An 18,424-nucleotide genomic window follows, 5' to 3' on the forward strand; every position below is an offset into this window, starting at 1 on the left:
TAGACACCATTAACACGGGCTATTGGAGAAATTTATGTCTGAATTACGTCAACGCTTTTATATTGAAAATTGCCCAGTTCGCGGTGAAGTAGTCCATCTGGAAAAAGTGTTACAAACGATTCTTGCTCAACGTGATTATCCTCAAGCCATTCAAGTGCTTTTGGGCGAAATGCTGAGTGCCACCGCATTGCTTGCCAGTACCCTTAAAATTAAAGGTCGTATTAGCCTTCAAATTCAAGCTGCTGGTACATTCAAATGGGCGATGGCGGAATGCAACCATTTAGGTGAATTACGTGCATCGGCAGATTATGAAGAAGATTCGCACTTCGCTCAGGCAGAAAACAGCAGTACCATTTTTAAAGCACTGGTCAATCCTGTCCTTTTTATTAACATTGAACCTGAATTTGGTGAACGCTATCAAGGCATCATTGCGCTTGAACACGACACCTTAGCCGCTTGTTTGATGCAGTATTACGATTTATCCGCACAAATTCCAACCAAAATCATGTTAGCCAGTACGGCTGAATGCTCAGGTGGTTTACTCATTCAACTGTTACCGCGAAATAGTGAAGAAGAACAGCAACGTGTCGATGAAGACCTCTGGCCGCGCCTGACCATGTTGACTGAAACTTTAAAACCTGAAGAACTGACCAATCTTGATGCCACAGAAATTCTCTATCGTTTGTACAATGAAGAAGATGTGCGTTTACCTGAGGTTGAGGAATTAAAGTTTGGTTGTACCTGTTCTAAAGACCGCTGTGCCAATGCCCTGATCCACATCGGCGTTGAAGCAGTACGTGAAACCCTCGAATTTCAAAATCCAATTACCATGGACTGCCAATTCTGTAGCACTCGCTATAGCTTTACTGCGGAAGAAGCGTTTGGTTTATTTGGCAAACATCTTAGCTAATATAAGTTCAGTCGGTCAAAAAAGAGTGGCAAGATGAGCCGCTCTTTTCAATGATTAGATGCAGTGTAACGTGGATTAAATACTGATCTTATTGATGATTCTAAAAGACTCCGATTTAAGGAGTCTTTTTTTTTGTCATAATTTGAAACAATAAGGTACAGATCTATACTATTTCAATTTTATGAAAAGCATAATAATGATTAAAACATAACCAATTTTAGCTTCCCATTTTATGACTAAAAATTATTATGAAATTTTGGGTATTACGCGTAATGCCAGCCCAGATCAAATTAAGAAAGCTTATCGAAAATTAGCTCGAAAATACCATCCCGATATCAGCAAAGAAGCGAATGCCGAGGAGAATATGCAAGCCATTAATGTGGCTTATGACACTTTAAGTAATGAGCAGAAAAAAACTGAATACGATTTTCAGTTGGATCATCCAGAAGCCTTTTATCAATCGGGTCAACAGACAGGAACGGATGGTTTTGACCATACACAATTTTATCGTCAAGGATCTAATCAACAGCAGCATTCAAATTTTAGTGGTTTTGAAGATCTTTTTGGACGTTTCGGTTCAGGCTTTGGTGGAGGAAATCATCACTATCAAAATCAACACAGACAGCAACAACGTAGTTATAAAGGTGAAGACCAACATGCCAATATAGAGGTCGATGTTGACATTGCTTTTCATGGTGCAACCCAAAATATTACCCTACAAATTCCAACCTTGAATGCTTATGGAGAACCCGAAGTTCAACGTAAAACATTAAAGGTCAAAATTCCTAAGGGAATGAAGGAAGGTCAACAAATCCGTTTGGCAGGACAAGGACAAAGCGGCATCAATGGCGGTAAAAATGGCGACCTTTATATTGAGATTCACTATAAAGACACCGAGCAAATTCGAGTCGAAGGCGCTGATATTTATTACACCATTCATGTTGCACCTTGGGAGGCAGCATTAGGCCAAAGCATTGAAGTCTTAACCCCTGAAGGAAGTAAAGTTCAAGTAAATTTACCTAAAAATGCAAAAACAGGTCAACAGTTACGGTTAAAAGACAAAGGAATACCAAGTAAAACACCCGGTCATCTATTTTTGGTTTTAAATATTGTGTATCCAACTGCACAAACTGAACATGAACAGCAGGCTTATCAAGCTTTCGCGGAAGCCTTTTCAACATTTAAGCCTCGTAATGCTTAAGGAGAGAATCATGACCACTATTCATTATCGTGAAATTATATGTGATGGATTCAATCATGCCGAAGTCATTGATGAGCATCATAGTTTTGATTTAAAGCATTTCGCTGATGCCTGCGGACAGAGTCCTGAATGGGTTTTACAACTTCTAGAATACGATATTTTAGATACGCGTCCAGAAGAGAGAATTCATCAGTTTTTTGGTGATGATATTTCTCGTGCACGTCGAGCTTACCGTTTACAACGTGACTTTGATGCCAGTTTTTCTGCGGTCGCCATGATGCTCGACTTAATTGATGAAGTACAACAATTGCGCCAGCAAGTAAAACACATGGATATCAAAGACTCTTAACTGAGGCTTTAAAAGCGAATCGTATTGCCCTATATCGACCAATATGCGGTTGATATTTCTATCATAAATTAACTCTGAGAGAATAATCTAGGCTTATGAAAACGAAAGAATGCAATAAAAAGATTAAACGAATGTTTCCTGAACATCAGGATTTGATCCATAAACTCCGTCATGATGACCCTCATTTTGCAAAAATATTTGAGAGTCATCAAGAATTGGATAAAGAAATCATCCAGCTTGAACTCAATCCGGTCAATTTAATTAATGACGATATTGAGTCAATGAAGCGTAAAAAACTAAAAATGAAAGATGAAATCTATAAAATACTGACGAAAAATGCCCAAGCAGGTGATTTTTCTTAAAGTTTAAGCATAGATCAGCACATTTTACGTTTAGTTTAAGTCAGCGTTGTATTGTTGTGCTTAAAAATAAGCTTCCTTTGATGAAAAGAGAACTGCTATTTAAGCTTGGTCAACTTTTCAACTTCCTTCATGGTTTCTTTAACGGATTGCTTAATCGGTTCATAATCTAAAAACCACAATAAATTAATATGCTGATCTTTATGCTGTTGAGCCAACATATCAATCACGCTCTTTTCGCCACGCCCAACCAAATGTCTACGATAGAAATAATAGACTAACAAGACTGTGGTGATGAGCATCACCAGTAACATACTCAAAAACCCGATGGGCGACTTTAAGCCGGGAATAAATTCAAAGTTCATGCCATAGATGCCCGTCAGTAAAGTCAGTGGTGCAAACACTGCGGTAATAATGGCCAAAATGCGCATATTTTCATTGGTTTGATTGGCAATGGCTGAAAAATGCAAGTCCATTGCCGCTTGAACAGCAGCGCGAAGACGAACAGTATGTTTCTGAATTCGCTCAATATGACTGACCAAATCATCCATACGAATCAACATCACATCCTGTCGTTCAGGCTTTTTCTTGCCTTTCAAATGTGGGTAGTTATCTACAATTTCATCGCGTAATTCTTGTAAAGCATCAATTTGCTCTTCACAGAGGTTTTCGACTTGTTGAAATGCCATATTCTCTTGTAAGAGCTGATTCCATTTGCTAAAGCGGCGGTGACCTTGCAATAATTCTTGCTGCCAAAATTCAACCCGACGGGTCAGTGGCACACGTAAATCTAAATAACCATCCACCATACTATTCAATAAGCGTAGTGCTAAATCGAGCGGTGTCACTGCCAGTTTTCGCGGTTTATTCTGCTCTGGAAGTGGACGCATGAGTATGATTTCCATGCGTGAAATATAATTTTCAATCGCCTTGTTGCCCTGTTCGCGTACAGTAATCAGGACTTGCGGTGTAATCATAAAACTAATCGGTGTGGTGGCTAAACCAAAGAATTTTTCATGCTGCTCCAGTGCTTGCTCACCGGCTTTAATTGTATCATCTGGGGTGATGAGTTTACGAAAAATAAGTAAATCATAATCATCCATGGTATCAAACGCACATGGATGTTCTAAATTCAGAATATCTTTGACATGGAATTCATTGAGTGCAATATCGGTATGAGCATAAATTTCTTTTTGCCATGCATCTGCACGATTCACCACATCATCTCGTGTGCAATCGACCCATAAGAATTCAAGCTCTGCTTCGGCATGAAGCTCTTTTTGTACAAAAATATGATGTTCTGTTGGATGCTGGTAAAAATAATAAACTTGCATTAAAACAATTCTCTATTGTGCTTTTTTGTTGTTTACTCGATAGAAATTGAGCTAAAACTTACAATCGACCCGTTGTAAAATGATGTGCTGTGCAGAAAACTTAAGCAATCAGATCAAGCTTTGTTGCTTGATTCTGACTTGATTACAATTTAAAAAAAGCCCGCATGAGGCGGGCTTTTTTTAAACAAGAAACAATTATACTTGTTCGATGTCTTTCATGGTTAACTTGATACGACCACGGTTATCAACGTCAGCAACTTGTACTTTCACTTCTTGACCTTCTTTCAATACGTCTGCAACATTGGCAATACGTTCGTTAGAAATTTGCGAAATGTGAAGTAGACCGTCAGTACCTGGCATGATATTAACAAACGCACCAAATTCAACGATACGAATTACTTTACCAACGTAAATTGTACCCGGTTCAATTTCAGCAGTCAGTGCTTGGATTTTTGCAACCGCAGCGGCAGCAGCAGCTTTCGTTTCACCAAATACGCGAACTGTACCGTTATCTTCAATATCAATCGCAGCTTTAGTTTCTTCAGTAATGGCGCGGATGGTTGCACCACCTTTACCAATCACGTCACGGATCTTATCAGGGTTGATATTGATCACTTGGAATGTCGGTGCATGCATTGAAATTTCAGGACGCGCACGTGAAATCACTTGGTTCATTTCATTGAGGATGTGCATACGACCCGCATACGCTTGGTTCAATGCCGCTTCCATGATTTCTTCAGTGATACCTTCAATCTTGATATCCATTTGAAGCGCAGTAATACCGTTTGCAGAACCGGCTACTTTAAAGTCCATGTCACCTAAGTGATCTTCGTCACCTAAAATGTCAGAAAGAACTGCGAAACGCTCACCTTCTTTCACTAGACCCATTGCGATACCCGCAACTGGTGCTTTCAATGGAACACCCGCATCCATAAGTGACAATGAAGCACCACAAACAGAAGCCATTGAAGATGAACCGTTTGATTCAGTAATATCCGATACGATACGAATCACGTACGGGAAGCGGTCAGCCGCAGGAAGAACAGCTTGAACACCACGACGTGCCAAACGACCGTGACCAATTTCACGACGCTTAGGACCAGATTCACGACCCGTTTCGCCTACAGAGTATGCAGGGAAGTTGTAGTGCAACATGAAGTTGTCAGTTTTAGTACCCGCAAGCGTATCCACCATCAACGCATCACGTGTATTACCAAGTGTCGTTGTAACTAACGCTTGAGTTTCACCACGTGTGAATAATGCAGAACCGTGTGCACGGCCTAATACGCCCACTTGAACATCAATGGCACGAACAGTTTTCGTGTCACGACCATCAATACGTGGTTTACCAGACAAGATGTTGTCACGTACGGTACGGTATTTAAGGTCTTCGAACAGTTCGTTGACTTCGTCTGCAATGCCGGTTTCGTCATTTTCAGGAACGAATTGTGCAACGGCTTCAGCATAAAGCGCATCAAGTGCCGCATAACGGTCTTGTTTCACAGCAATGGTATACGCTTCAGAAATTTTCGCTTCGAATGCATCTTTCAATTGCGCTAAAAGTGCTTCGTTTTTGCTTGGCGCAACCCAAGTTGATTCAACTGCGCCCGCAGCAGCAGCAAATTCTTTAATCGCTTGAATTGCGATTTGCATTTCGTCATGACCGAAAAGCACAGCACCCAACATTTGGTCTTCTGAAAGCTCTTTCGCTTCAGATTCAACCATCAATACTGCAGCTTCAGTACCCGCAACCACAAGATCAAGATCACTCTCTTTCAATTGTTCGTTGTTTGGGTTAAGAATGTATTCACCGTTGATTAAACCAACACGCGCACCAGCGATTGGACCACGGAATGGAACGCCCGCAATTGACATTGCAGCTGAAGCACCCAACATTGCAGCAATGTCAGCATCCATGGTTTTGTCTGAAGAAACAACCGTTGCTGTCACTTGGATTTCGTTATAGAAACCTTCTGGGAACAACGGACGAATTGGACGGTCAATCAGGCGAGAAATTAAAGTTTCAGCTTCAGACTGACGGCCTTCACGCTTGCCATAACCACCTGGGATACGACCCGCAGCATATTGTTTTTCTTGGTAGTTAACAGTCAACGGGAAGAAGTCTTGACCTGCTTTTGCTTTTGGTTGAGCAACAATCGCAACAAGTACGGTTACACCGCCCATCGTAATCACAACAGTATTTGCTTGACGAGCAACACGACCTGTTTCTAAAACAACAGTGTGTTGACCATATTGAAATTCTTTACGAATAATATTAAACATCGACATGTATTTTTATTTCCCAGTTCTTTTGAACAGTTATTCTAGTGGAGACCCCTAAGGTTTGGCATTCACATTACCGCATGTAACTATAAATGACAAAGCTTAGAAGCCGACCTCACTAGAGAATAAACACCAATTTAAGACACAAAGAAGGAGCGAAACATCGCCCCTTCCCAATACCTAGCCGAAGCTAGGTAGACTTTCTTTTTCAGTCTTAAAGCATTCAAAATGCAATAGTCCGAAAAATAAGTTTAATCGAATTAACGACGTAAACCTAAAGCAGCGATCAACGCGCTGTAACGAGTAGCGTCTTTACCTTTAAGGTAATCAAGAAGCTTACGACGTTGGTTAACCATACGGATCAAACCACGACGGCTATGATGGTCGTGTTTGTGATCTTTAAAGTGACCTTGTAATTCATTGATTTGAGCAGTCAATAAAGCTACTTGAACTTCAGGTGAACCAGTGTCGTTTTCAGCGCGAGCAAATTTAGCAACGATCTCTGCGCGATCTGCGTTTGTTAAAGCCATTCGATTTCTCCGAGATGCTTAAAAAATTACGTATGATAGAAATCAATTGATTACTCAATTGACTGCCGTGCATCACTACAGCAAGTGCGTTATTTTAAGGGAAAAGTCAGGTGATTGCAAAAATGTTTTAACTTCGCCGGCAATTCGGCAACTGACAGCGTTGATTAAAATAGGCAAACTAACATTGGTCTGTTTTCAATCTATAACAAAGACCAAAGAAAATAAAAAATATTGCGAGGGAATGTGAAAATTTTATCAACCAATACCTGTTATGTACCAAAAGACCTGAATCAAGTGATTCACTCTAAAGATGAAGTTCCAGCAGAATTAGGAGGAATGACGGAAAGACAAATTCAAAAAATCTGGCACAGTGTCGAGGCTCTTTATCAAACAGGAAATTACCCTTTAGCCACTTTTTGTTTACGTCGTCAGGGGAAAATTCTATTAAATCGTAGTATTGGTTATGCACAAGGCAATTCGCCAGATGGCTTAGCACCCGATGCCAAGATTGGTACACCCGACACACCTGTCTGTTTATTTTCAGCGTCTAAAATGATTACGGCAATGTTAATCCACATGCTGGATGAACGGGGTGATCTGAATTTACTCGATCCGATCAGCTACTATATTCCTGAATATGGTGTGAATGGTAAACGTCGTGCCACCATTTTCCATTTACTCTCCCATCGCGGTGGTATTCCGCGCATTGACAGCGAAGTCACCCCAGAGCTGCTTTTTGACCAAGAAAGAATTTTAAAACTTCTTTATGCCGCTAAACCGGTTTCGCCCTCTGGTAATCACCTTGCTTACCATGCCGTCACCGCAGGCTATATTTTGGGTGAAATTGTTCAGCGCGTCACAGGACAAAGTGTTCGACAATTTTTGCATGAACAGATTGAAAAACCGATGGGCTTAGATTATTTCAACTATGGTTTAAAACCTGAATATCGTGCAGATGTGGCGTTAAATTATGCCACAGGCATGCATCCCAGTTTAGGTACAGACCATTATCTCCATCGTGTACTGGGTGGTGGCTTACAGCTTGCCGTAGATGTTACCAATGACACCCGCTTTATGGACACCATTTGCCCTGCTGGAAATATTTATACCAGTGCTGAGCAAGTGGGGCGTTTCTTTGAAATGCTTTTGAGTGGAGGTGAATACCAAGGCAAACAAATTATGAGTGCCCAAACGGTATTCCGTTCGACCTTACCCACCTCAGGTATTAGCTTAGATCGAACATTATTAGCACCCATGCGTTATGCATTAGGTCCAATGCTCGGCAGTAATCCTATCGGTTTATTTGGACCAATGACGGGACAAGCTTTTGGACATATCGGTTTTTCCAATATTTTATGTTGGGCTGATCCAGAACGTGATATTAGTGTATCGCTGTTAACCACAGGAAAATCTGTGGTGGGCACCCATTTACCTGTGCTCGCAAAAACGCTCTATCAAATTTCAACCAACTGTCCAAAAATTCCGAAAAACCAACGTCGTTCATTATTTGCAACAGATCGTACAGAAACCGATTTAGTTTAAATAGTTAAACGAAGCTTATAAAAAAAGCCCAAGCTAGGCTTGGGCTTTTTTGCGCTGTAGGTTCTTATATTTTAGTTGTTGTTGTTTTATTTATAGTGATCATATTCGCTATTCCGCGTTTTTTATAATAAACAATCCATGTGTCAACTTGTTACGTCCTTATCTGATAGATTTTGCCATAAAGCCTTCTGTAAAGAAGTCGGCTTTTTCGTATCTCCGTGTAAGCTTTTACGTACATTAATTAATCTTTTTTTAACAATGTAACGCTGGCAATCACTTACTCTGATTTAAAGACAAAGGTTCAGTTCGACATCCATATTAATGGGCTGCAAAAAACCGTGCTATCCCAATCTATCGGTGCGTTTTAAAGTACTTGGATGGAGTGTGTCAGATTAAGTAAGTCTTTGGATAACAAAACTATTTTTCAGATATAAAAAAGCCTTGTAGTCTCTCCCAAAACTACAAGGCTTAGCGGCTGTAAGTTTCCTCTTTATCTTACTTCACTGTAAGTTCGCTGTCTGAAGACATTATTATTATGTTATGGCGATTATACCCAACTATCCGTGTTGAGCTTTTTATGTGAAGCCATCATCTCAAAAACCCTGATAAAGCTCTATGCGCTAATTTCTCGAATCACTGTAAGCAATTTCGTACAAAAGCAAATATTATTTACTTCTAATTAACAATTTATTACATTGTTAATTTTATCTAACAGACCACTCTTTCTTGAGGTTCGAAGCGTCAAAGATTGTAGTAAAGCGTCTGCATCTGCGAGTAAACTGACCACCTTTTTTGCCCGTGTAATAGCGGTATAAAGCAATTCTTTACTCAATAAATTTTTCGCAGCCTCATCTAACACCACCGCAACATGGGTAAATTCGGAACCTTGTGATTTATGAATCGTCAGTGCAAATGCCGTTTCAATACTTTTTGGTAAACGTGTCGCAGGCACCCATTTTTCTAAACTGGGAAAATACACTTCGAATTGTGACTGGCCATCTCGACTGCGTTTAAAGCAAATCCCAATATCACCATTCGACAAACCGAGTTGGTAATCATTATAGGTCATCATCACTGGTCGTCCGACATACCAATCGCCTTGCTTGCTCATATGCAATGATAAAGCTTCCAGTAAGCGTTGTTCGATTTGCATATTGAGCTGTGACAAGCCTAAAGCGCCATGTCGAATCGCGGTCAAAATTCGATAATCATCAAAAAGCTTAACCACTTCTGCTATGCAAAGCTCTGGCTCATCGGCAGTTAAATAGCTTTTTAGGACATCAATATAGTGCTGATAACCGAGCATCAATTTGTCGTAATATTGAGTTCGATCCGATTGCTTAGGCATATTAATGGGCAAATATTCCAGTTGAAGCTGGTCTTCCATTTCCGCTGTGAGTGCTATGGCTTTTATTTCACTTGGATGAACCACTTGCGCAGCAAATTTTTCGAGCAATGCAGCAGCGTTTTGATTCGGCTGTTGCGCTTGAATAAATTGCGCCATTTTCCCAATTAAGGCATCTTGCTTAAAACGACGACTGTTGCGCAAATGCACGCGATTTTCTGCTAAAGCTGGAACTTGTTGTAGGTCGGCAAGCACTGAGCCAACATCGACCGCTGCCAATTGATCGGCATCGCCCAACAAAATGACACGAGCATGATCAGGCACAGCAGACAACAGCATATTGGCCAAACTTAAGTCCAACATTGAAGCTTCATCAATCACAATCACATCATAAGGTAAAGGTTGTTGGGCATGAAAACGTGGCTGAGCATTGCTGCCTAAACCCAATAAACGGTGAATGGTAATTGGATTCAGTTGTTTTAATTCATCCGTCACCAAATCCTGAAGTTTTTCATCATTCAAAGAGTTTTGCAGCGCTTCTTTCATCCGCTGTGCCGCTTTCCCGGTCGGCGCTGCCATCGCAATACGAATATTCGGCATCGCTTGATTCAGTACGGCAATAATCCGAGCCAAAGTATAGGTTTTTCCTGTCCCCGGCCCACCAGTAATGATATTTAGCCCCTGCTTGGCAACCATGCTTAAAGCTTGAATTTGGTGTTCATCGGTCAATAAATTAGGATAAACCGAGATATCAACCGCCGCTATTTTTTGCTTTTTTAAGCGTGCCACTTGCTGCGCCAAAGACTGTTCCAAAGCCCAATAACGATACAGATACAAGCGCTGTTCATCAAAAACAAACGGCGCAATCTGTTGCTCAATCTGAGCAACTGAAACCACCAAATCATTTAAAGTCTCGGCTTGTTCCGAACTTGCAGAAATACAACTGTCACCCTGTTGAATGGCCTCAAGCACTTGCTCAATAATATCGCTGCCAGTTTCCTGCTGTGGCGCATGACTCAAAGGCTTCTGGCGAATAAACCGACTCCAAGTGCTGATCCATTCAGCGCTTTGACCCTCTTTAGATTGTTTATTTTCCACACAGTTATCCTCAAAGTTATCCACAACTTAATTTATTGTTTAAACACTGTTAATTTATATCCACTCGACAATTTTGCTGGTTTTATCTTCCGCAAAATAGCCCAAAATAGCATCAAGACGCAGCACAAATTCAGCATCTGGTTTCCAGTGGTAGCAGCCTTGTTCCGCTTGTCCATTCATGCCGCGCAAATACAAATAACTCGCGCCGCCCAAATGCTGCTCAATGTTATAGTCCTGCATTTGAACCGCTAAATAACGGTGCAATGCCACCAGATATAAGCCGGCCTGCAACCAATAACTGGCTTGCGACATACTTTGCTGAATGGCCGTGGCAGAATAATGGATTTGATCTGTACCCAGAAAATTACTTTTATAATCGGCAATGTGATATTGCTGACCATCAAAATAAACCAAGTCAATCGATCCAGTTAAATAGCGCGCAGCGTTTGCCGAGTTAAAATCCAGCATTTCCATACCATATTCTGCATATAACTGATGAATCCGCTGGATCGCTAACACATGATCTGACAATGACAGATAAAAAGGAAATTCGGCTAAATGTTCATGTTCGGTCAGCTGATCCAATTTAAAGGTTTGATGCAACGGCGTGGCTAAAACTTGCTGTAACCATTCACTCATCCAAGCAATTAATTGTTCTTCATCTGCTTGCTGAAATTCTTGCGCATATTTTGCCGAAAGTTCTGCCCATAAGCTTGGATAATCATTTTTAAAACGGCGACGAATTTCCAAAGCCCAGTCCTGTTGGTCTTTAAAATCAATATGTTCAAAAATTTCATGCAGGAATGTTCCCGCGACCGTTCCCATCGGAAACTGACGTTTAATCCATGACAAGGGTTGTATTGCGGTTGTTACCATGGCATCTGTCAGATGAATTTCATCTGCCGCACTCGACATTTTTTCCGTCTGCACAGCAAAAACATCCATGACTTGTTTACGCGTTAAATGTTGTGCCAAAGCACTAAAACTGGTTTTGGCGCGTGGATAAAAACGCTGGGTTGGAAATTTCAATGCCTGTAAAGGTAGCGCTGCTTGTATTTGTTTAATCTGTAATTGAATGGGTTTTTCATGCAGTAAAGCTTCATCGGCACTGGCCGGATGAACAAAAGCTTGTCCACGCCAAAATGCCAAGCCATTGACTGACTTGCCTTCCTGATCCTGCAACATGGCATAGACACGGTGGCTCGCTCGGGTCAGTGCCACATACCAAAGTCGGTGCTGCTCTGCGACAGCGCGTGCATTGTGCTGATCAATCGCATGTTGATCCAACAAATTTTTATCATTCACCGCCACCACACGTTGCAGTTCCACTTGACCCGTCACCGGATGAATATGCTCTACGGTGGAAAAATTTAGGGTCTTATTCATTTCCCTGAAATCTTTATCTGCCCCGAGCAGAAAAACAATTTTAAATTCCAATCCCTTAGACTGATGAATGGTCATCAGTTGAATGCCTGCCTCATTCGACAGTTTGCGCTCCAGTTCCCATTCACGTTCAGCTGGCGATTGCAGTTGTTTTAAATACCAGTGATAGAGCTTTTGCGCACCTTGATATTGTTCGCTGTGCTGACTGAGCAATTCAGTCAGATGACGTAAATTGACTACGCTACGTTCATTATCTCGGCTTTGGGTTGCCACCACATTTTTCCAAACGTGGAATAAATTCAAACAATATTGCCAAGCGGTTAAAAAGCCTTTTTGCAGCCACATTTCACGAATGCAGTCAAAGTCATAAATAAACTGACTTAAGCCATCGGCTTGCGCTTCAAGTTGCATTAACTGTTGTAAATTAAAACCCAATAATCGACTTAATAAAGCCCGTTTGATTTTAGCTTCATCATAAGGATGCATAATCGCGCTCAGCAAAGCCCCGACATCTTTGGCAACTTGATGATCAAACACACTGCGTTTTGAAGGGCGATTGACCCGAATGCCTAGACGTTCCAATTCATATTGGGCTTTATCTAAACCATCATGGTTTTTCGATAAAATCGCGATGTCATTTTCAATCAAATATCGAGGACTGCTCTGCTCCGCCAGATAAAGCTGTTCTTCAATCCCCTGATTCAGTAAGTCGCGAATTTTCCATGCCACCTGAATGGGTTCATCTTTTTTATCATTTAATAATAGCCAACGTAGCGGTTGATGATTTTCACCGTGCGCATCGACCAGTGCTGGATGTGGACGAACACCGGCTGCAACGGGGCTATAAATCACCTCTTCGCCAAAATCCATTTGCCGTTGAAACAGTGCATCGACCGCTTCCACCAAGACTTTAACGGAACGATGGTTATGTCTCAGGCTGTATTCCTGACCTTGCTTACTTAAGACATCGGCACGGGCTTTGTTATAGGTCAGCATGTCGCCACCGCGAAAACCATAAATCGCTTGTTTCGGATCACCGACCATAATCATGCAACTTTGGCTATAGCGCTTGGCATCACGCCAGACTCGCGCCAATATATCATCTTGATCTTGGTTGGTATCTTGAAATTCATCCACCAAAATCAGTGGATAATGCGCCTGTACAAACTTGGCGAAACGTAAACCTTGTTCACCTTGCAATGCTTCAGACAAGGTACGAATTTGCTGCGCAAACGTGGTTTCACTTTTTTGTTGTAATACTTGCGGTAAGCGTTTTTTCACTTCGCGGCTTAAATAAAACTTTAAATACGCATCCAGTACATCCAAATCTACACTGAGTTTGGACAACGCTTCACAAAAGCGGCGTAAGCTTTGCAGCAGCACATGCTGATCAAACTGATTCAGCACATCTTCAGCACATTTATTTAAAACTTTTTTAGTCGCCAGATCGGTCAGATTTTTCAGTGTTTTTTCGAAATGCGGCGCAAATAAAGCATAGCTGCCTTGCTCAGCCAAAGCCTGAATAAAAGCGGGCAAATCCTGACACAAAGTCCGTTGCATTAAGCCATCAGTCCGCCATTTTTTCCCAATCACGGCATGATATTGTCCTTCTGGCTGATAATATTCACTTAAGGTTTGAATCAAACTTAAATCAAGCTGAATAAAATCATCGACCAATTGTTCAAACTGAGTTAAATCCAGTTCTGGCGGCGTGACTTCCTGAAACTGTGCCGAAGCAAAGTTCAGGGTATTTTCCACCACAGGGATATAAGCTTCTTGTGATTTGAGTTTTTGATTAAGCAACAGATAATCGACAACATTTTGCGGTTGCAGTTGAATCCATTCCCGCAGTACATCGTGAATTAATTGTTGAGTATAACTCTTGGCATCATCGGTAATATCAGCACGTTCAATTCTGCCACTTTCAAAGGAAAATTCACGCAATAACTTTTGACTAAAACTGTCCAATGTGCCGACAAATAGCTCATCCAGCTGATCAAGCACCAGTTTTAAACGCTCGCGCGCATAATCCACACGCGTAGCATAATCCTGCAAAACCTTTTGCAATAAAGGATCCGTTTCGCCTGTAATTTTGGCTTGAATTTCAGCTTCAGTGAGCGATTGACAGCCTTCGAAATAGCGTAAGGTTTCAAGCAAACGCAGCCGAATACGGTTTTTGAGCTCTGCGGCAGCTTTACGGGTAAACGTGGTCGCAATCACCTGATTCGGCAAATAAGCACCGAGAAAAATCCGCACCATCAAACTGGATAAGGTAAAGGTTTTGCCTGTGCCTGCCGACGCTTCAATCCAGTGCAATCCTTTAAACTGCATATCGACAATCGGGTTGAAGGATATTTTTGTTAAGGTTTGAGGATGATTCATGCTGTTTTATTCCTCAATCACAGATTGATGCCAAAAGACCGGCTGATATAAATGATAGGAAAATTGTGTGCAAGCCTGTTCAAGCAAAGCGGTGGCATCTTGTTCCTGTAAAATAAATTGCCAGTCACGGTGCATTTTGGTCGCTTCATTGTCGGCAACTGAAAAACCGGTAAATTTGCCATCCTCATGCCAATCTTTATAAATCACGTCCATATCTTCGATACACATTTGATTTTGATCATTGGCTTGCCAGTCGTGCGCTTTGTCTTTTTCAGCAACTTTTAGCAGCAAAGCCGCAGGTAAAACCAAAGGCTGAGTTTGTCCATATTTCCACGCCGCTAACCAGTGCTCAATCCATTTCCGCGCCTGATTGGAACTGACCCCCTGACATAAAATAGTTCGGTCACTAAACACCACTATTCGCGTCAGTTTTTCACCGCCCTCGCCCATATTGAGGTAAGCCAGCCAAAGTAAATACTCCAACCACACTTTGGCACGCCGTTTGGCACGCGCACTCGAAGCTTCCAGACTGACCCAGTGTTCGGCACTATTTTTCGGTAGGCGAATGTTCATATAAATCTGATCATTGACCTTCCAGACCTGCTGCGTCGTCGGTGTGGTTTCAGAGGCATATCTGAATAAGCGATCTTTTAGCCGCTGTTGTTCTAACACACTGACTTGCCAACTGCTGTGTTGCAATTTTCCAATCGGCAACTGATCCAGCAATAATTCAGGTTTTGCCTCACCTTCATGCTGCTGTAAAAAATGACGTACGGCATAACGTCCTAAACCATCCAGCAATAACGGTTCTTGCACTGCGGGTAGCTCTTCAGGGCGTAAATTGTCCACGCCCAAGGTTTTTAAATATAAGCGTGCAGGAAAAGTCACATCCTGAATCCACTGATGACTATCCAATACTTGTACGTCTTGTTGTAGATGTTGATATGGCGTATTCACCCAAGCCGAGCGTTGCCCTGTCGCATGACGAATTTGCCCAGCCACACTGAACCATTGGTCCTGATAACGCACAGGCTTTATGGATTCAAAACCAACCGGATCAAACGGCAATAAAGGATGCACGTGATAAAGCGATTGTAGTTGCTCAGGAACTTCAACCCCATGAATATTCACGGTTTGGTTGATCGCTGCATCAGGTTGTTTCGACTGCACAATAAATGCCAGATGTTGAATCAATTCCTGCAACACGGTTGATGGATCACGCACTTCACCATCGTTAATATCAAAACCGTTATAAAACAGCCACAAACTTTCCTGTGCCAAAAGCAGGTTATCTAAAAATGCACCTTGGTCATCTTCTAGGCGTGAACGATCGCCCAATTGCGGTTTCAGCAAATCCATTAAATCAAAGGGCAAATGTTGGCTACGATTTGGAAATTTACCACTGTCCAGTCCGAGCATCACAATCAGTTTATACGGCACAGGACGAATCTGACCAATTTGACTAAAGGTAATTTGCCCCGTCGGTTCGGCATGTTCCAATTGTGTTTCCAAAGTACTGTTAATTTCAGCCAATAAGTACGGTAATGGCAAACTCAACGCGCGTAAGGCATGATGATCGTGCTCATCATAAAAACTGGCGAGTGTCAGCATGCGTTGTTGTTTTTTAATAATTTTATAGACACTGCTTAACGATTCGACCCCAGCATTTTCAAATTCAGTAATGTCTTGCATCAGCCGTTTCAGCCATGTTTCAACTGGCACACGTTCGCCTTGTTCATGCGCTGTCATCCAGTCGCGGCGTGCATCAACATCTTGATAAATCTGGATCAGTTTGGCGATTAATTCAAAATCACTCGGTAACACTTTGGCAAAACTGAGCGTGCCTTGAAATAAAGTATGTTCAGGAATGGCAACGCCCAAAGCCAAACGATCGAGCGCAAATTTAAAACTAAAGCGATAATCCTCGTCACCTGCGGACAGACTGCGCTGTAAATGCTGTGCATCTAAGCCACGTTTAAAACCGGCATCAATCAACAACTCCGTCATACGCTCAATCGAATTGATTTCTAAGCCATATAATTGTTGAGTTGCATTCAGACTGAGCCAATCGGCAAAATCTTCAATGCTAAAACGCCCTTGAATTAACTCAATACGCCCCAGAACGGCTTTCCAAGCATTCAGTGCATCTAGCTGCGTGACCCCTGCAATTTTAATCGGCACATAAATACTGTCTTTGGACAGTTGATGACTACTGCCTGTTTTTTGCTGAATCAGATCGCGTTCACTCGGTGGTGGTGCAAACACACTACGAATTAAAGGTTCAAGTTCACTTAAACTGGGGCTTAAAACCAAAATATCGCTGGGTCTGCGCGGTGCATCTTTGCTGCCTTGTGCCAACCAATGAATCAGTTGTTCTTTTAAAACTTCGAGCTGGCGTAAACTGGAATGACAGACATGAATCTGAATCGAATCATCCTGCTCATCCAACACATATTGCTGCTGTTCCGGTTCGACCAAATACAACACATCAGACTGTACTTTAGCCAGTAAATGGTTTGCATAATCATCGACAAAAGCATCTGCCCAAATGCCATCTTCACCTGAAGATAAATTGGATAACAAGGAAAAATGATCCCGCGCTTGTTTACCAAAACGCGTCAGTAACGGATGGCGTGATTCACGCTGTTCTGCATTAAAATTTAAGGTAAATTCCTGAAAGAATTTTGTAATGTCGGCATCACTGGCTTTGGGGTTTTTCACAATAAAACGTTCTTTCACCCCAACGTCGTAACGCGCTTTCCAGTTGGGATCGACACTGTCGGCCCAATACTCTTGCGAAGGGTTGTAGTGCAAAATATAAATATCAATGTATTGCCCCAAACGGCGTAAAAATGCCAGTTGCATGGGCGGCAAATCCAGCAAAGTAAAAATCACCAACTGAGATGGTAATTTTTTTAAAGCCGCTTGCCGTGTCTCAGGATCATCTAAAATTTCCCAAAACATCGCATCAATACTTTGCATTTGCTCAAAGTCTTGATGAAAGACTTCCTGCCATAACCAACGCTGCCATGTTTCTAATTCATGGGCCTGATGCAAGGTAAATTCAGAAATTTCGCTATTGGTTTTAAAAAACATCTGTTCAATCGGCAGTGGTTTATTTTGTCCCCACGCCTGCAACCAATTGCTTGGACAGTTGCACAGATTGGCTGGGCAATTTTTCTGACAATGCCCACGATATTCCATGTAATGACTAAACAAGCGCGAGACTTGTTCCGACACCCAATACAGCATGCCTTGCTTTTTCAGCTGCTTTTCCACCCCTTGCTCCAAACGGTCAGCACTGTCATAAATGCGCTGTACAATCGAATGTAAAGGATGATCTGTGGTTAAAGGATTGTGTTCCGCTTGAATAAAAGTTTTTAGGGCTTGAAAGATGCGCCACTTAATAATAATCCGTGGAATATTGGCTTTACGGACTTGTTCTTTTTGTTCGACCAACACCCATTGATAAGCTGACCATTGAAAACCACGAATACGATGATGAAATTGGGTATTGGCACTAATGCCTTTTTGTTCGGCTAATTTTTGCGTTAACCATGCTTCAACTGCATGTGACGGTACAATAAAATGTTGGGTTTTCAGCACCTGAAAAGGCGTTGCAGCAGGCTTATTCACGGTCGTCAACATGGCATGAACCAGTACATCAATACGCTGACTTTGAATCACATGAATTGCCATGAATGATCT

At 41.8% G+C, this 18,424-nt stretch carries 11 protein-coding genes; 5 read left to right on the plus strand and 6 right to left on the minus strand.

Going from position 1 to position 18,424, the window contains the following annotated elements; all coding sequences use genetic code 11:
* Positions 1-34: 34 nt before the first annotated feature.
* The 4 genes from hslO (at position 35) to F994_RS08960 (ending at position 2,822) form a co-directional block, all read left to right on the plus strand.
* Positions 35-910 carry an Hsp33 family molecular chaperone HslO gene (gene hslO / locus F994_RS08945; protein ID WP_004649987.1) on the plus strand — a complete coding sequence of 292 codons (876 nt, stop codon included), beginning with the start codon at positions 35-37 and terminating at the stop codon, positions 908-910.
* A 232-nt stretch (positions 911-1,142) separates the two neighbouring features.
* Positions 1,143-2,111 carry a DnaJ C-terminal domain-containing protein gene (locus F994_RS08950; RefSeq protein WP_004649988.1) on the plus strand — a complete coding sequence of 323 codons (969 nt, stop codon included), beginning with the start codon at positions 1,143-1,145 and terminating at the stop codon, positions 2,109-2,111.
* A gap of 10 nt (positions 2,112-2,121) precedes the next feature.
* Complete coding sequence (locus F994_RS08955; protein ID WP_004649989.1) at positions 2,122-2,460, plus strand: chaperone modulator CbpM; 339 nt, start codon at positions 2,122-2,124, stop codon at positions 2,458-2,460.
* Positions 2,461-2,555: 95 nt separating this feature from the next.
* Positions 2,556-2,822, plus strand: a complete 267-nt coding sequence (locus tag F994_RS08960) for an HP1242/YdcH family protein (RefSeq protein WP_004649991.1) — start codon at positions 2,556-2,558, stop codon at positions 2,820-2,822.
* A 95-nt stretch (positions 2,823-2,917) separates the two neighbouring features.
* On the opposite strand, the gene F994_RS08965 is transcribed toward F994_RS08960, so the two are convergent.
* The 3 genes from F994_RS08965 to rpsO form a co-directional block, all read right to left on the minus strand.
* On the minus strand, positions 2,918-4,153 hold the full coding sequence (locus tag F994_RS08965) for a magnesium transporter CorA family protein (RefSeq protein WP_004649992.1): 1,236 nt from the start codon (positions 4,151-4,153) through the stop codon (positions 2,918-2,920).
* 195 nt (positions 4,154-4,348) lie between these two features.
* Complete coding sequence (pnp, locus tag F994_RS08970) at positions 4,349-6,436, minus strand: polyribonucleotide nucleotidyltransferase (RefSeq protein WP_171065335.1); 2,088 nt, start codon at positions 6,434-6,436, stop codon at positions 4,349-4,351.
* Between the two features lie 260 nt (positions 6,437-6,696).
* On the minus strand, positions 6,697-6,966 hold the full coding sequence (gene rpsO, locus F994_RS08975; protein ID WP_004649994.1) for a 30S ribosomal protein S15: 270 nt from the start codon (positions 6,964-6,966) through the stop codon (positions 6,697-6,699).
* Between the two features lie 243 nt (positions 6,967-7,209).
* Here rpsO and F994_RS08980 point away from each other — a divergent pair, with 243 nt between their 5' ends.
* On the plus strand, positions 7,210-8,508 hold the full coding sequence (locus F994_RS08980) for a serine hydrolase domain-containing protein (protein WP_004649995.1): 1,299 nt from the start codon (positions 7,210-7,212) through the stop codon (positions 8,506-8,508).
* Between the two features lie 679 nt (positions 8,509-9,187).
* Here F994_RS08980 and recD read toward each other — a convergent pair.
* Genes recD through F994_RS08995 form a run of 3 tightly spaced genes read right to left on the minus strand, consistent with a single transcriptional unit; the run spans position 9,188 to position 18,415 of the window.
* Entirely contained in the window at positions 9,188-10,951 is a 1,764-nt protein-coding gene (gene recD, locus F994_RS08985) for an exodeoxyribonuclease V subunit alpha (RefSeq protein ID WP_004649996.1), read from the minus strand.
* A gap of 54 nt (positions 10,952-11,005) precedes the next feature.
* On the minus strand, positions 11,006-14,716 hold the full coding sequence (locus F994_RS08990; RefSeq protein WP_004649997.1) for a UvrD-helicase domain-containing protein: 3,711 nt from the start codon (positions 14,714-14,716) through the stop codon (positions 11,006-11,008).
* A 6-nt stretch (positions 14,717-14,722) separates the two neighbouring features.
* Positions 14,723-18,415 (minus strand): exodeoxyribonuclease V subunit gamma, encoded by a 3,693-nt coding sequence (locus tag F994_RS08995; protein WP_004649999.1) that lies wholly within the window; start codon positions 18,413-18,415, stop codon positions 14,723-14,725.
* Positions 18,416-18,424: the final 9 nt, after the last annotated feature.

Origin of the sequence: Acinetobacter bohemicus ANC 3994 (assembly GCF_000367925.1) — a bacterium.
Lineage (GTDB): Bacteria > Pseudomonadota > Gammaproteobacteria > Pseudomonadales > Moraxellaceae > Acinetobacter > Acinetobacter bohemicus.

What these genes read in the sequence shown, in the direction of transcription:
- pnp (WP_171065335.1), bottom strand. Translation starts at nt 6,436, where the DNA reads ATGTTTAATATTATTCGTAAAGAATTTCAATATGGTCAACACACTGTT.
- F994_RS08965 (WP_004649992.1), bottom strand. Translation starts at nt 4,153, where the DNA reads ATGCAAGTTTATTATTTTTACCAGCATCCAACAGAACATCATATTTTT.
- F994_RS08990 (WP_004649997.1), bottom strand. Translation starts at nt 14,716, where the DNA reads ATGAATCATCCTCAAACCTTAACAAAAATATCCTTCAACCCGATTGTC.
- rpsO (WP_004649994.1), bottom strand. Translation starts at nt 6,966, where the DNA reads ATGGCTTTAACAAACGCAGATCGCGCAGAGATCGTTGCTAAATTTGCT.
- hslO (WP_004649987.1), top strand. Translation starts at nt 35, where the DNA reads ATGTCTGAATTACGTCAACGCTTTTATATTGAAAATTGCCCAGTTCGC.
- F994_RS08960 (WP_004649991.1), top strand. Translation starts at nt 2,556, where the DNA reads ATGAAAACGAAAGAATGCAATAAAAAGATTAAACGAATGTTTCCTGAA.
- F994_RS08995 (WP_004649999.1), bottom strand. Translation starts at nt 18,415, where the DNA reads ATGGCAATTCATGTGATTCAAAGTCAGCGTATTGATGTACTGGTTCAT.
- F994_RS08955 (WP_004649989.1), top strand. Translation starts at nt 2,122, where the DNA reads ATGACCACTATTCATTATCGTGAAATTATATGTGATGGATTCAATCAT.
- F994_RS08950 (WP_004649988.1), top strand. Translation starts at nt 1,143, where the DNA reads ATGACTAAAAATTATTATGAAATTTTGGGTATTACGCGTAATGCCAGC.